Raw genomic sequence first — 15,303 nt, forward strand, 5'->3', positions numbered from 1 at the left:
AGTTGCACTTATGCGTGATAGGAAAGTATAAACTAGAAAAGTTTATACTTTCCTATTAGCTAAAGAAATATATTAATTCTTACTCTATGACTCTAAATAAATGTGTCATACAAATTCATTTTAAGATTAATAGAATGTTCTTGATTTGTTTGGTTTATAAATTTTTTGACATCTTCATTATTTTCGCAAACTCTACAATGTTCTATCGTTATTGTATATATTGTTCGATGTATAACATATGTAATAAACGGAAATTGTTTTCTCGAACGTAATATATACCAACCTGGTGGGAAGCTGCGCCAGGGGTTTTGCAGAACAGTTAATATGGGCAAACGTTTACAAGTGCTCCAATTCTTTTTTTCTTGTTCTAACCTAATAGTGTCATAAATCTGCCTTAATGACTTACAATCAACTTCATTCCCAATTACAATATGAAAATTTTTTAGAAACTCTCGAAAGTCTTGATAATTATCAGTAAAAAGGTAACCAATAATATAATTTATATTATTTTTTTTAGTCCAAATAGCTCCAAAACCGCGATAGGATAGTGTATTAATATCAAGAAATCCATCTGAGTAACCAAATTGAACTTGTTCAGTATTAATAAGAAGTTTTCCAACAGTCTCACCATTAGGCTGAACTTTCATTGGGACCAACAAACCCTTTCTACAATTGGCGTCAGCAATCCGCAAGTTAAAAGTAAAAGTAAAAGTAAAAGTACAACCAATTAGCATCGCATACGTAATTTTTGATAAACAAAGTTTAAGATAAATTTAAATTGATTTAGATCATCTTTGTTCCAAATAACTACTAGGATTTCTTCTATTCGAATAACCTGTTCCGGTGATGAAGAATAAATGATTTGACCGTTTTTTTAAATGGCAGTGGCTCTAAAAACCATCCTGCTCCTTTAGCTTCTAGTCAATCTGCTACTACCAGAACATCGAGATGCCTGACTTCTCTAAGAAGCCTGGCAACAATAGAACCCTCTTTTATCTCTTTCCATCTCGTACGGGCAGATTCGCCAGTATTACCTGTGTGGCCTTTTTAGCTGAAAGGTGCTTAATTATTTCAGTAACAACTTTCCGCCTGGCGGCCACACTGCAAGTCTCAAAGCTCCCTCCCAGCCGATTGGTAAGATTAATGATTTTTCCGAGTATGGCCTTTTCTGATTCCGTTAATTCTTTACTGTCCTGTACAAAAATTACATGCCATCTTGCTTTCAGACGGTAAGCAATCCGAAAGCCTCTACGGATCAATCTTTCAGAATCTTTCCGGAGATTGACACAAACAAAAATGACTTCTTCCTTCCTCCACGGCCCTCTGAATCCCTCTTTCCGTTCCACCGATTCCAGACGGTCATCAACATCATCTGCCAACTCTCTAAGGGCCAATTCTCTTAGGGCAATAAGATTTCTCAATTTAAAAAAGTGATTCAATGACTGCTCCACTTTCTCCATTGCATAAATGTGCCCTTCCTGCATGCGCTGTCTAAGTGCCTTAGGAGATATGTCGATCAGTTCCAGTTCATCGGCCACTCGTAGTATACGGTCGGGAACCGTTTCTCTTACTTCCACCCCGGTAATTTGCTCAACACTGTCGTTCAAGCTTTCCACATGCTGAATATTCATGGTGGAAATCACTGAAATACCCGCATTTAAAATCTCGACTACATCTTCATACCTTTTTTTATTTTTGCTTCCCGGAACATTCGTATGGGCCAGTTCATCTATTAACGCAACCTCTGGATTTCGCCGGATAATACCATCGAGATCCATTTCCTCCAGCTTTACATTTTTGTAGGCGACCTTAATTCTCGGGATGATTTCCAAATTTCCTACTTGATTGGCCGTTTCTTTCCGCCCATGCGTTTCCAGCAGCCCTATGACAACATCGATCTGCTTTTTCTTTAATTCATTTGCTTCCCTTAACATCGTAAAGGTTTTTCCAACACCTGGGGCTGCACCTATATAGATCTTCAGTGTCCCTCTTTTGACTTTGTTTATTTTTTCCTGAATTTCTTCATGTGTTAAACGCTGATATGGATTTCGTTTTCTTTTGGATGACTTCGCAGGTAAAACTCTTTCTCCTTCTGTTTCATATCGATCGGCAACTATAAAGACATCAATGTAATTTGTTTTCCTTAAAATTTTATTCACGATAGAGCCATAAAGGATTTCTTCCCATCTCGTTCTCTTGGATTGTCCGATAATGATTCGGGTTATTTGATGCTGAAGGGCAAAAGCCACGATTTCCTCTGCCACATCTTCATGTATCATTTTTACTTCTTCAAATTTGCCGTCCAACTTTTTGATTAGTTTTTGGATCGATGATTTAAACGCGAGTTCCTCTTTTGATAAGGTCTTTTGCCCGTTTATAAAGCTTGCAATAATTAAATCCCCACCCAATCGTTTGGCGATTTGATCCCCTCTTCTTATCAAAATGGAACCATTCCAATAATATTGAACACAAACCAGAATCCTTTCGGAAGCTCCTGAAGGTCCCGATAAGCCTTCGCTTTCTCTATTAAACGTCAGGTCTTCTCCTACTTCTCCCGCCAAAAATCGAAGGGACAATTCCCTTAGTACAGCCAGATTATCTTTTTTAAATAACAAATCCCCTTGATTTCTTTCTTCAGGTTCTTCCTCCTGCAGCCGCTTTAATATTGCTTCTGGCGTGACATCCAGCAGCCTTACCTCATCTGCAAGCGATAAGGTATCCTCTGGCACAGGATTATTCACATGAATGGGGATTTTCAGCAGTCTCTCGGCAATATCCTTGACTCCCTCCAATTCATATATATTAATAGTAGAAATGACACTGATTTTATGGGAAATCAGTTCTTTTACATCGTCCAGCCTTGTCGGATTTTTTGCTGACTGGCGATTATGGTGTGCAAGCCCATCTACTAAAACAACCTCTGGGTTCCGAGCAAGGATTTCATCCATATTTAGATCATATTTCACTTCACCCTCCTCTTCCCATTGGATTGGAGGAATGATTTCAAGGCAGCCCAGTTGTTCACCTGGATTAGCGCGAGTGTAGGAGTCTGTTGCGCCAATTACGACATCAATCCCCTTTTTTTCCAGATCATTTCCTTCCAGCAGCAAATGATAAGTCTTTCCTGCTCTGCTTACTGCGCCTAAAATGATTTTTAATCTACCCTTTTTGATATTGTAAATGGATTGCAAAATTTCCTCAGGATCTTTTCTTTTAAATTGATCTGACATAAGATTTGCCTCCCAACCAGGACGGGATGAAAAGGAGAGACAAACGACTCCCCTTTCCTATTAATCTAATTTGTCTAAGGCAATGTTTAATTTTAAAACATTCACCTTTGGATCTCCAAAAAGCCCCAACGATCTTCCTTCGGTGTATGTTTCGACAAGGCCATAAATCTTACTTTCATCCATACCCCGTTCCTTTGCAATGCGCGGAACCTGAATTTTCGCTCCCTGAGGCGAGATATTCGGATCGAGTCCTGAACCGGAATTGGTTAATAAATCGGCTGGAATATCTTCCTTTTTCACGCGTGGATTTTCTTTCAGAAACTTAGCAATATCTTTTTTTGTTCGGTCTATCATATCCTTATTCGATGGAGCATAATTGGGCGTACCAGAGCTGGCAGAATCATAATTAATAGAAGAAACACGCCCATGGAAATATTTTGCTTTTTGGAAGGATTGGCCAATCAGCTCAGAACCGATAATTTTCCCTTCAGCATTTTTAATGACACTTCCGTCCGCTTTTGCAGGCATCAAAACCTGTGAGAAGCCGGTCAGCAGCAGCGGATAGGCAATTCCGCACATAACAAGCAGCACCAATACGACACGTACATTTTTTAACATCGTTCTCACCCTTTAATTTATTTTTACGCAAGATTTAAACTTGCGAGTATTAAATCAATAAACTTAATCCCGATGAATGGGACAAGAACTCCGCCTAGTCCATAAATAAGCATATTCTTTGTCAGCAATTTGGAAGCGCTCATCGGGACATATTTTACTCCCTTCATCGCCAATGGAATCAGAAGTGGGATGATGACCGCGTTAAAGATCAAGGCAGACAGGATGGCACTCTGAGGAGTGGCCAGATTCATCACATTTAAAGCGTTCATTTGAGGTATGGCCAGCATGAACATCGCTGGTATAATGGCAAAATATTTCGCCACATCATTTGCAATGCTAAAGGTAGTCAATGCTCCCCGGGTCATCAGCAATTGCTTGCCGATTGATACGACTTCAATAATTTTGGTTGGATCGGAATCCAGGTCCACCATGTTTGCCGCTTCCTTGGCTGCAATCGTTCCTGTATTCATTGCCAGCCCCACATCTGCCTGGGCAAGCGCTGGAGCATCGTTTGTTCCATCTCCTGTCATCGCTACAAGCTTTCCTTCCGCCTGTTCCCGTTTAATCACGGAAATTTTATCTTCCGGTTTTGCTTCTGCGATAAAATCGTCTACACCAGCTTCTTTTGCAATGGTAGCTGCGGTTAATGGGTTGTCTCCCGTACACATGACCGTTTTGATCCCCATTTTCCTAAGCTCGTCAAAACGTTCTCTCATGCCAGGTTTAACGGTATCTTTAAGATAAATCACACCAAGAATCTGAATGCCTTCTGTGACTACTAAAGGTGTTCCGCCTTCAGTCGCAACTTTATCGGCAATAGAATCCAGGTCTCCTGGAATGTGTCCTCCCTGTTCAACGATATATTTTTTAATGGTATCGACGGCACCTTTGCGAATTTTTCTGCCATTTGAGAAATCGGTACCGCTCATTCTAGTTTCAGCCGTAAACTCAATTCCTTCAGAGCCATTTATAGCTAATTCACCAACAGGCACGCCTAATGTTTTTGTGAGTTCAATGACTGATCTTCCCTCTGGCGTTTCGTCATGCAAGGAGGAATGTGCTGCCGTCCTCGCCAGGTCTTCCTCGCTTACCTTTCTTACTGGAAGGAAGGCCGATGCCATCCGATTTCCGTGTGTAATCGTTCCTGTTTTATCAAGAATGATCGTATTGATATCACCTGCTGCTTCTACTGCCTTCCCGGACATGGCGATTACATTGAATTGGGTTACTCGATCCATGCCAGCTATGCCAATGGCTGAAAGCAATCCGCCAATTGTCGTCGGAATCAAACAGACCAGCAGCGCAATCAAGGTTGCAATCGGCAAGGTTACTTTTATATAAGACGCAATAGGAACCAATGTGGTACATACCAGTAAAAAGATAAGCGTCAAGCTGACCAGCAGCGTGCTAAGTGCAATTTCATTCGGCGTTTTTTGCCTTTTTGCACCCTCAACCAGACTGATCATCCGGTCAAGGAAAGATTCACCAGGATCCGCACTCACTTTCACTTTAATATAATCGCTTATCACTTTCGTTCCGCCTGTTACAGAACAAAAATCACCGCCGGACTCTTTAATGACAGGAGCAGATTCTCCCGTAATCGCTGATTCATCGACAGCGGCTACACCTTCAATTACGTCCCCGTCGCTCGGAATCAAATCATTCGCTTCAACAAACACGATGTCTCCCTTTCTAAGTTCTGATGCTTCAACCAGTTGGATCGAGCCGTCTTTTTGGATGCGTTTCGCTTTTGTATCCTGTTTTGTTTTTTTGAGGCTATCGGCTGTGCCTTTCCTCTTCCTTCTGCGAGCGCCTCTGCAAAGTTGGCAAACAGAATGGTGACGAACAGGATGACCGATACGGCTATATTGTAACCTCTGTCTGATGTACCACCGAAAATAGACGGAAAAATGGACAGCAAAAGGGTAATGATAAAACCAATTTCAACGACAAACATGACGGGATTTCGGACCATCATTCTTGGATCCAGTTTTATGAAGGCAGCCTTTACTGCCTCCATAACAATTTTATTAGTAAGAGTCGCTTTACGATTTGTACTCATTGTGTTACTCCTTTTCTTCAATTATCGAATCGTAAGCCATTCAGCAACTGGTCCGAGAGCGATGACCGGGAAGAAGGTCAATGCCCCAATGATGAGCACAGTAGCCAATAAGATCACTAGGAATGTTGAATTATCTGTTTTAAATGTTCCAATCGTAACGGGCGCACTCTTTTTGGATAGCAGCGAACCAACTACTGCAATTAAGGCAATCATGGAAAAATACCGCCCGAATAACATCACCAAACCTGTCGAAATGTTCCAGAAAGGAGTGTTATCACCTAGGCCTTCAAATCCTGAACCATTATTTGCTGCCGAAGAGGTAAATTCATAAACAGCCTGCGATATACCATGGAAGCCTGGATTTGATATAGCTGCAGTTCCCATTTTCGTGGCCAGTGCTAATGCAGCTGGCGCCAGGATGATTAAAGGATGAAGAAGGATCGCAATCGCAATCAATTTCATTTCTCTGGCTTCAATCTTCTTGCCGAGAAACTCAGGTGTACGGCCAACCATCAATCCTGCAATGAAGACAGCCATTATGGCATACATCAGGATATTGACCGTTCCTACCCCTTCGCCCCCAAATACGCAGTTAAACATCATTTCAAGCAATGGGACCATTCCTCCAAGCGGAGTCAATGTATCATGCATATTGTTGACTGTACCTGTTGTTGCGGCTGTTGTGACCGTCGTAAACAGAGCACTTTGGGCCATCCCAAACCTTACCTCTTTGCCTTCCATGCTTCCATTTGCCTGTGAAAGGCCGATCCTCTCCAATGCAGGGTTTCCATTCGTTTCGCTAAAATAGGTGATCCCTAGAAAGACAATAAACATGAGGCCCATTCCCGCGAATAAGATCCAGCCCTGTTTTTTATTTTTCGCCATATATCCAAATGTCAGCGGCAGTGCAGCCGGAATTAAAAACATTAACAAGATCTCAAGTACGTTGGTAAACCCATTCGGATTTTCAAATGGATGAGCTGAATTGACTCCAAAGAAGCCTCCTCCATTTGTTCCTAGATGCTTGATGGTCTCCAGTGCTGCAACGGCACCCGTGCGATATGTTGTTCCGCTCCTTCAATTGTAGTTGCATGAATGCTTGGGCTAAGCGTTTGAGGAACACCCTGCGATACCATGATCAAGCCCGTAATAAACGATATTGGCAAGAGCAAGCGTGTCACCGTCCGGATTAGATCCACATAAAAATTGCCGATGCTTGACTGTCCTGTCAGTCCTCTAAAGAAAGCAATACATAAAGCAAGACCGGTTGCCGGAGTCGCAAACATCAGAAAAATAATGACTGTCATTTGTGACAGATAGGATAATCCCGTTTCACCGCTGTAATGCTGCAGGTTTGTATTCGTTAAAAAACTGGCTGCCGTATTAAAAGCAAGCAAAAGATCCATATTGGCAATCTTACTCGGATTTCCAGGCAGGAATCCCTGCATTCGAATGATCAGATAAGAAATAATAAACATGACCAGATTGCTGATAAGTAATGCTGATGCGTATTTCCTCCAATTCATTGCTTCAGTATTGATACCGGATAATCGGTAAATGCCCCGCTCTATACCACCAAAAAATCGGTCTTGTTTCGTTGTTTCAAGAGAATAAACGTTTGCAAGGTATTTTGATAATGGAATGGCCAGCAGCAATACCAGAACCAGAACAACACCTATTTGTAAAAAATCCATGATCGTTCCCCCATTTGTATCAGTTAGTATTTTTCCGGATAAATAAGAGCGTGAATTAAATACAGAGAAAGTGCTCCGACAATCACCATTAAAATCATGACTTATTCTCCTTTAGCTTCTATGACATAGTTACAAAAACGAATGAACCCCCAAAAGAGCAAAAAAGAACCAGCCGTTAGTAAAATTGAAATCATATCCATAGTATTTTCTCCTCTCCAAATCTACGAAAAATTAAAATCCATATTCTTTAACTTCAACACCTTGGAAAGCAGCATCAGCTAAAAAAAATAGACCAATGCTACTTTTCCTCAGGTTTTGTACTTCTGCACATGCTTCTTTGTGCCATTTGTGAAAATAGTGCCCTTCACAAAGGTACATCGAACGTACAAAAGTTCATTTCGAGAAAAAGTAATCATTGGTCTACTTAATGCCCAGCAGGCTCAATAACCGTCTCTGCATTCTGTCTTCCATGATCCTTTTCAATTATAGGCATAATAAAAAGACCTACTTTAAAAATCAGGCTGCCGTTTTGCTGTAAAAACAACAAAAAAGCCCCCTGGTCAAGGCGGTCTTAAGACCTCCTTCGCTTTAGCCGACGAAGTTAGCTGACGGGTAGGATGGCGAAAGAGTTTCTCATCCTTTCTGCATGTGCAGAATTAACCCCAAATACATGGTTCCTCCGTTCTCAATTGCTTGAGATTTGGCCGACATTCAGTTGTATACGCGCTTATTGTAACTTCTCCCAGAATGAGTTGTAAACTCCCTAAATTCTTAAAAAAAGATTAAAATTGGCTGATTTCATTTCTTTTTCAGATAATATCACAGTATATCTCTGTATTTCTTCCTATTTTGCCGTTTTAAGAATCAGTAAAAGAAAAAAAATGGCGTTGACAAGACTGGAAAATCCGATTTATGATAGGTCTCATAAATTCAGAGCAAAAATGTTGGGGGAAAAATGGTGCTTTCAAAGAAAAAAATAGAGGCAGAAGTAAGCGCAGCATTGATTAAATTTCAACGAGATCTTATTGGCAAAGGTCCACAGGAAGCTAAAACCTATATTGTAAAAGATATGTTAATTACCCGCTTTAAAGGAGTTCTTTCAGTTGAAGAAAAACACCTGGTAAGCCACAAAGTCGGGAAAAAACTCGTCAAACAGATGCGCCAGGTGCTTAGGGAAATGTATAGCGAGGAATATGAAAAAATCGTCGAAGAATTAACAGGCTGTAAAGTTCTTTCTTCTCATAGTGATATTAGTACAAAAACCGGCGAACGAATCGAAGTATTTATTATTGATAAAGATTTAGAAAAATTTATAGAAAATAACTCTTAAGCGTTTTTTGATATAATATTTTAAGGTTCCTACTTGAAGGCAAATAGAATCTTAATTTTTTGCTCTAAACATGTACGATAATTACAAATTTAAAATACTATTTCTATTGCCAAGGAATATAGGTGGGTGAAAATTTATGGTTGGTATCTTAATAGCCGGCATTGCGCCCGGCATTGCTTTATTATACTATTTTTATTTAAAGGATAAATATGAACCCGAACCTATCAACCTGGTAATCCGAACTTTTCTTTTCGGTGCAATACTTGTTTTTCCGATTTCCTTCGTTGATCAAATATTCGATAAAGAATATTTGTTTCATTCGAATTTTTCGAAAGCCTTTTTTCGGACTGGCTTTCTGGAAGAATCTCTCAAATGGATTGTTTTATATTATTGTGCTTATTTACATAAAGAATTCGATGAGCCATTTGATGGCATTGTCTATGGCTCTGCTGTGGCATTAGGTTTCGCAACCGCAGAAAATATATTATATACATTTGTTTATGGAACCCAGACAGCTCTTATTCGTTCTTTATTACCTGTTTCAAGCCATGCCTTATTTGGTGTTATAATGGGTTATTATATTTCAAAAGTAAAATTTTCATTAGGAAACAAAGGAAAATGGATTATTTTATCGTTACTAGTCCCAATTATTCTTCATGGTTTATATGACTATATTTTACTTATTCAAACATCCTGGCTTACCATGATGCTGCCCTTTATGTTTTTTTTATGGTGGTTCGCTATGGCTAAATTAAACTTTGCACAAGGATTAAGCAAACAGTATTTTGACAAGCTCTCTCAAAAAGGATAAGAAGATAACACTAGAAAAAACCAAATTTCATTATTAGTTCCTAATCTTCAGCTGAAATTAATTCAGGAGTCCTATGTAATTCTAAAATAGAAATAGACCAAATCATTATTTGATTTGGTCTTTATTATTATCTCCAATCTCTCTTTATTCAAATGGACCTATTTGGAAATAGAAGAAGAGACAGTAATTTACTTTTCACGGTAATTAAACGGCATCGACAAATCAATCTAAGAGATTAGTATACTTGGAGATCACCCCTTATTCATACTCATAGTAACTCTTTTTTCCATGCATGTAAGATTGGGCAAGTTCTAAGGCTTTTTGAGTCTCTCCCATTTCGTTATAGTATTGAAAGAGTTTCTTTTCATAGTGTTCAATTAACATGGTGTATCCTATATTTTTTAAATATGGCAGGGCTTTCATTTCAATGAACTGATAGTACTTATCTTCTTCATTATTCAGCTTATAGAGGTGTAATTGAAAGGAAATACAGAAATATGAATTTGTCGGTTTTGCCAATTCATACCCTTTTTCCGCCAGCTCCAATAACTCCTCTTTAGAAAGTAAATTCCCTTTGTGGCATGAACTAATATAGCCATCTAAACAATATAAATAATGAGGGGTATTTTCATCAACTAGATTAAGAGATTCCAGATAATGGTGCGTAGCTTCATTATATTTTTTTCTTCTATAGAATTCAAAAGCAAGATTATGATATAGCTTTGATTTACGCTCAACATCATTAATTGCATCACATGTTCTTATTAATTGCTCGTAACGTTCTTTCGTCTCTTTGAAATCATGATGTTCCCTCGCATTTAATTGGATGATCATGATCATTTCTGTATCAATGATTCGTTTAATATTTAACGTTTTTTGAAAATAATCAAGAACTTTCTCAGCATAATAATAGGAAATAATATTAGCATTGACTGTATGATACGACAGAGCCAAGTGATAATAATATTCAAAGTGATTATATTGACTTTGATCAATCGAAATTAAAATATGTATACAATCTCGATATTCTCCTGTTAGAAAGTAATAGATTCCTTGTACATGCTTTAACATATTGCGATCTTGCGGAGATAGTGATGCCTCATTTTTTTGCAGTGCTTGAATAATCAATAATGCTGATTCTAATTTGTGATGAGATAAATAATGTCTTGCTAAAAGTAATTGATAATAATCACGGAAATCTTCAAGTTGAATCAGTATTTCCTTTTCAATTTCGTTTTTTAAAACTTCTGATTCTTCGTTTTGCTGCATGACCAACGCATCGTGCCAAAGCTTTAATTTCAGATGAAGATGTTGATAACGGTCCTTTTCATCTTCGAGGGAGATATTTAATCTTTTAGATAATAAATAAGTAATTTCCCGTGAGTATTCTGTAATGCCACGTTCTATCTTACTTAAATGTGTTACAGAACATATTCCTTCTCCAAGCTGTCCCTGAGTTGATCCTGCTTTTTCACGATAAAACTTGATTATTTTCCCCTCTATCATCTCGCACCTCAAGTTGTAAGTTAACTATAGTTATATAATTAATAATATTTTTAAATAATCACTTCATTAATTAACAATAAAGGTATCGTAAGTCCGTTATTGTTAATATAGGTTTAATTTTCCGAATGGTCAATATACTTTTCACTCGGAAAAATTGCATTTTGCTTCTAGGTAACTTATAAATCATTTTTGCCCATGTAAAATTTTATTAGGCTGTTTTCTAAAAGATTGTTGTTTTTAGTAGTAGTTGATTTCCGCTTCAGGATGCTCGCTTTCCGCGGGGTAGGCGGTGAGCCTCCTCGTCGCTAAAGCGACTGCGGGGTCTCGTCTCACCTGTCCCACTGCTCCCGCAGGACGGTGAATCAGCTCCCTTGAATCAACAACGCACGAAGGAAATGCGATAGCATTTTCGAGGATCTCGCACCTTCCGCTCCAATCAACTTCTTTATCAACCATCTGATTCATTCTAAATAGCAACAAAGTTTACGAAAACAGCCTTTTATAAAAATAGAGATAATCTAAAATGGAAGGGTTTAATTTTGTGGAGGAATTTACGAAGAATGTAGAATGTTGAAATAAAAAAGAGCCGTTACCCGACCAAACCGATTACCACCATTAAACCCGCTAGTCCACCTCCTGCAATCGCAAAGAAATGGTACACATGATCTTCTATACCCAGTACATTTTTCATAACAAAAAAAGCTGAGAGTGAATCTTCAGCTCTTTTGCTCTGTCATATCACTAAAAAGTCCAAGATAATATTTGACTTCTCCTGCATCATTTTTCACTTCACTAATGGTAAGCCATTCTAAATAAACTTCCCCATTTCTTCTTTTATTCCATATTTCACCTTGCCAATACCCTCGTTTTTGAACCGAATCCCACATTTTTTGATAGAAAGTCTGATCATGCTTTCCAGACTGTAAAATGTTTGGATTCTTTCCTACTACTTCATCAGCCTGGTAGCCGGTTACCTTTGTAAAGGCACGGTTTACTTTTTCAATCATTCCCTTTGTATTGGTTACCATCATACTTTGACCAACGTTTTCCATAATCTTTGTTTCCAGACTCAATTTTTCTAAGTAATACATCCACACAACAATGACAAAGCTAGCCATTGCAAACATAGCAAGGGACATAAAACCAATCGCATAATGTCCTGTAATATTAAACACAATGGTGAGGACGAGTGGTGGGAAAAATCCACCCAGTCCTCCCATAGCCGATACAATCCCATTGACAATACCCGCTTGTTTTGAAAAATAATAAGGTACAAGTTTAAAAATAGTTCCATTTCCAATCCCAGCACAGAAAGCAACCGTTAACGAGCCAATCGAATACAACGTAATAGTGGGTGAAAAGGATAGTAAAACACCTGAGAAGGTTAATCCTCCAAATACAAATAACATAATGATAAATGGATTAAATTTATCACCGAGCCACCCGCCAATACGCCGAAAAGTGTGGCTATTGTAATAAATCCGGCTGTCCGTAAACCTGCATCCACCGATGTTAACTTAAAGTTTGACACTAAAAAATTGGGTAGGTAAACCGTAAAAGCGACAAATGAACCAAATGTAATAAAATAGAATAGGCTTAAGAACCATAGTTTTTCATTCTGATAAACTGCTTTGATTTGTCCTGCCAAGGGTTTATTCACTCTAGGCTCTTTACGATCACCAAACAAAAAATTTAATAAGGCAAATAGGATAACAGGAATTAAAAACAAGCGAATCGTATTTTGCCATCCCATGGTATTTGCCAGCATGGGAGCCATAAAAGAGGTAAGTGCTGTCCCAATATTTCCTGCACCATAAATTCCATTTACAAATCCGTGCCGCTCCTTCGGATAATATTTTGGCAATGAAGTTACTCCGATTGAAAAGACAGCGCCCCCCATTCCAAGAACTAAACCACCAATTATTAAATCCGTAAGTGAATTTGCCATACTAATATAATAGACGGGAAAAATTAAAATGATAAAACTAATGAAAAAGATGATTCTAGCACCAAATCGATTTGTCCAGTACCCCAGGAGAACTCGCATAACCGAACCTAATATAACAGGAACGGCTGTAACCAGAGCGATTTCATTAGGTGTTAGAGAAATTCCTTTTTTTATAAACGGCATTAAGGATGAAATAATCACCCAGACCATAAAACCTACTACAAGGCTCAGGGTTTGAAGAGGCAATTGCCATTTTTGTGAATTCATTTGCTCATTTTCTCCTTTCAAAATGGGTAGAATTGTAAGTAATAATTGCTAGTTTTATATAATTTATGATTCTTGTTTCAAAAAAAGCAACTTGATTAACAATAAAACCGAACTGATCATTCGTACTGGATAATGCAAATAATATTAGCGATTCCCAATAATTAGTATATTCATATTAATGTACGTTTTTGAAATTATTTACAATTGTTTGTCCCTTAACACAAAAAACACCTTAACATTATTTCGGAAGTATGTCTGTGACTTATTTAACAAAACGTTTTATCTTGAAAATACAAGCGACAATGTGCTGATCTGTTTCAGCAAGGAATGCAAAGACGTTGCGACAACACCAATACCCTCCAACAGAAAACAATTTACATGCTCATTTATGGATAGACCGTAAGAGGTCAACAAATAATAAGAAAAAAATAGAAATGGTGATACGTTTGAAGCAGCTTTTCATTTTCTTACTGTTATTTTCCCTCATAACTGCCCTCGCAATTTTATTGGATATGATTCAAGGGCTTGGTATTGATGAAATTTTACATACCTTTATTAAAATGGGACAACAGATAACTGGAGAAGATTATGTCATTATTATTATTTTTTTCCTTCCACTTATTATCTCAAAAGCTTCCGATTACTTAAAAACCAAGCAGAATTAAACTTTTAATTCCCCACTTTTATCAATTGGAGTCTCGAAAAAAGAAGTACTCAACAGACATTAAACAGAGGAAGCCTTCACTTTCCGTTTAATCCATGCAATGACTAATGATAAAAGAGGAATGACTATTTGCAAAGGAAGATGCAGGTAATATGGTACTACCATTAACCCTTCTTGAATGTGCTCAATAAATCCATGAGCGATTATTTGTGAACTAATTAAAATCATAATCCCCATTGGATAGATCAATTTTTTTGGTTCTTTAACTTTAAACAAATCGGCAGTGCCAATAATCGCGCAGAAAGAGAAAACGGTTACTTTTACAAATCCTAATATGACCATACTGATGATCACTACAATATCCAGCCTTTGGACAAAATCAGCAATATTAATGTAACTTACAGCCGTAAGGATAGGAAAAGCCGAACGATCTGCAATATTTGAACCGATTATTGCAATATTCATAAAGGTGAATAAAGTTAAAACCAAGCCACTAACAACGATGCTTATAATTCCAATTTTCTTGGCTTTTTCTTGTTTGTTTAAATAAGGGAGGAGCATCGTAAAGGCAATCATTTCACCGAAAGGAAACGTTATAGTAGCTGGGAATAAATTTTTAAATATAGGACGCCAGCCATGTTCTAAAATAGGACGAAGATGATTTAACTCGACAATCCCACTTGCAATTTCAAATAAAATAAGGAAAAAAAACATAAACACGATAATGAATAGGCAAAGTTCAGATATACGAAAAAACACTTCCACCTTGTAGACTGCATACATCACACATAAAACCATGATGATACCAATTGTAAAAATGGAACTTTGACGATATGCTGTTATTACTAATAGTGCTTCAAAATCACGCAATACACGAGAAGCAATGTAGATAAAATAAATTACATACATTAGCCCTATGATCCAGCCTAAATAGCTGCCAAGAATTTTCCGAAGATAGCCTGTCAGCGGCAATGAAGGAAACATATTATAAAGTTTTGCGTAAACAAGAAATAGAATGCAGCCGCAGGCGATTCCAAGTAATACAGTTATCCAGGCATCCTGTTTTGCATCTCTGGCCATCCCAACCAGAATTGCACTTCCTAATTCAAATAAAAAAATGACACTAAATAACTGAAATCCGTTAACCTTCACCTGATTCATCTTGCTATACAA

The 15,303-nt window shown here is 38.0% G+C and carries 9 protein-coding genes, 4 pseudogenes and 1 riboswitch; of the genes and pseudogenes, 3 read left to right on the forward strand and 10 right to left on the reverse strand.

All coding sequences use genetic code 11. From position 1 onward, the window contains the following. Positions 1-92: 92 nt before the first annotated feature. The 6 genes and pseudogenes from RCG23_RS02395 to RCG23_RS25805 form a co-directional block, all read right to left on the reverse strand. On the reverse strand, positions 93-647 hold the full coding sequence (locus RCG23_RS02395) for a hypothetical protein (RefSeq protein ID WP_308178428.1): 555 nt from the start codon (positions 645-647) through the stop codon (positions 93-95). A gap of 274 nt (positions 648-921) precedes the next feature. After that, positions 922-3,230, reverse strand: a pseudogene (locus RCG23_RS02400) (universal stress protein). A 60-nt stretch (positions 3,231-3,290) separates the two neighbouring features. Continuing rightward, positions 3,291-3,848: a potassium-transporting ATPase subunit KdpC gene (gene kdpC / locus RCG23_RS02405; protein ID WP_308178429.1), complete on the reverse strand. Its 558-nt coding sequence runs from the start codon at positions 3,846-3,848 to the stop codon at positions 3,291-3,293. Positions 3,849-3,871: 23 nt separating this feature from the next. Then, positions 3,872-5,910, reverse strand: a pseudogene (gene kdpB, locus RCG23_RS02410) (potassium-transporting ATPase subunit KdpB). A 21-nt stretch (positions 5,911-5,931) separates the two neighbouring features. After that, positions 5,932-7,604: pseudogene (gene kdpA, locus RCG23_RS02415) on the reverse strand (potassium-transporting ATPase subunit KdpA). Between the two features lie 23 nt (positions 7,605-7,627). Then, positions 7,628-7,702: a potassium-transporting ATPase subunit F gene (locus tag RCG23_RS25805; RefSeq protein ID WP_374049836.1), complete on the reverse strand. Its 75-nt coding sequence runs from the start codon at positions 7,700-7,702 to the stop codon at positions 7,628-7,630. Between the two features lie 477 nt (positions 7,703-8,179). Next, positions 8,180-8,320, reverse strand: a riboswitch (cyclic di-AMP (ydaO/yuaA leader). Positions 8,321-8,559: 239 nt separating this feature from the next. Between RCG23_RS25805 and RCG23_RS02420 the strand changes: the two genes are divergently transcribed. Beyond that, on the forward strand, positions 8,560-8,934 hold the full coding sequence (locus RCG23_RS02420) for a Na-translocating system protein MpsC family protein (RefSeq protein ID WP_308178430.1): 375 nt from the start codon (positions 8,560-8,562) through the stop codon (positions 8,932-8,934). A gap of 136 nt (positions 8,935-9,070) precedes the next feature. Further along, positions 9,071-9,745: a glutamic-type intramembrane protease PrsW gene (prsW, locus tag RCG23_RS02425; RefSeq protein ID WP_308178431.1), complete on the forward strand. Its 675-nt coding sequence runs from the start codon at positions 9,071-9,073 to the stop codon at positions 9,743-9,745. A 258-nt stretch (positions 9,746-10,003) separates the two neighbouring features. Here prsW and RCG23_RS02430 read toward each other — a convergent pair whose 3' ends face one another. The 3 genes and pseudogenes from RCG23_RS02430 to RCG23_RS02440 all read right to left on the reverse strand — a co-directional run. After that, complete coding sequence (locus tag RCG23_RS02430) at positions 10,004-11,251, reverse strand: helix-turn-helix domain-containing protein (RefSeq protein WP_308178432.1); 1,248 nt, start codon at positions 11,249-11,251, stop codon at positions 10,004-10,006. Positions 11,252-11,967: 716 nt separating this feature from the next. Beyond that, positions 11,968-12,303 (reverse strand): PAS domain-containing protein, encoded by a 336-nt coding sequence (locus tag RCG23_RS02435; RefSeq protein WP_374049837.1) that lies wholly within the window; start codon positions 12,301-12,303, stop codon positions 11,968-11,970. 3 nt (positions 12,304-12,306) lie between these two features. Next, positions 12,307-13,466, reverse strand: a pseudogene (locus RCG23_RS02440) (nitrate/nitrite transporter); the annotation flags it as partial. Between the two features lie 338 nt (positions 13,467-13,804). Between RCG23_RS02440 and RCG23_RS02445 the strand changes: the two are divergent. After that, entirely contained in the window at positions 13,805-14,131 is a 327-nt protein-coding gene (locus RCG23_RS02445; protein WP_308178433.1) for a YczF family membrane protein, read from the forward strand. Positions 14,132-14,190: 59 nt separating this feature from the next. Here RCG23_RS02445 and RCG23_RS02450 read toward each other — a convergent pair whose 3' ends face one another. Then, positions 14,191-15,291 carry a GerAB/ArcD/ProY family transporter gene (locus RCG23_RS02450; protein WP_308178434.1) on the reverse strand — a complete coding sequence of 367 codons (1,101 nt, stop codon included), beginning with the start codon at positions 15,289-15,291 and terminating at the stop codon, positions 14,191-14,193. Positions 15,292-15,303: the final 12 nt, after the last annotated feature.

This window comes from Neobacillus sp. PS3-34, assembly GCF_030915465.1.
Taxonomy (GTDB): domain Bacteria; phylum Bacillota; class Bacilli; order Bacillales; family Cytobacillaceae; genus Neobacillus_A.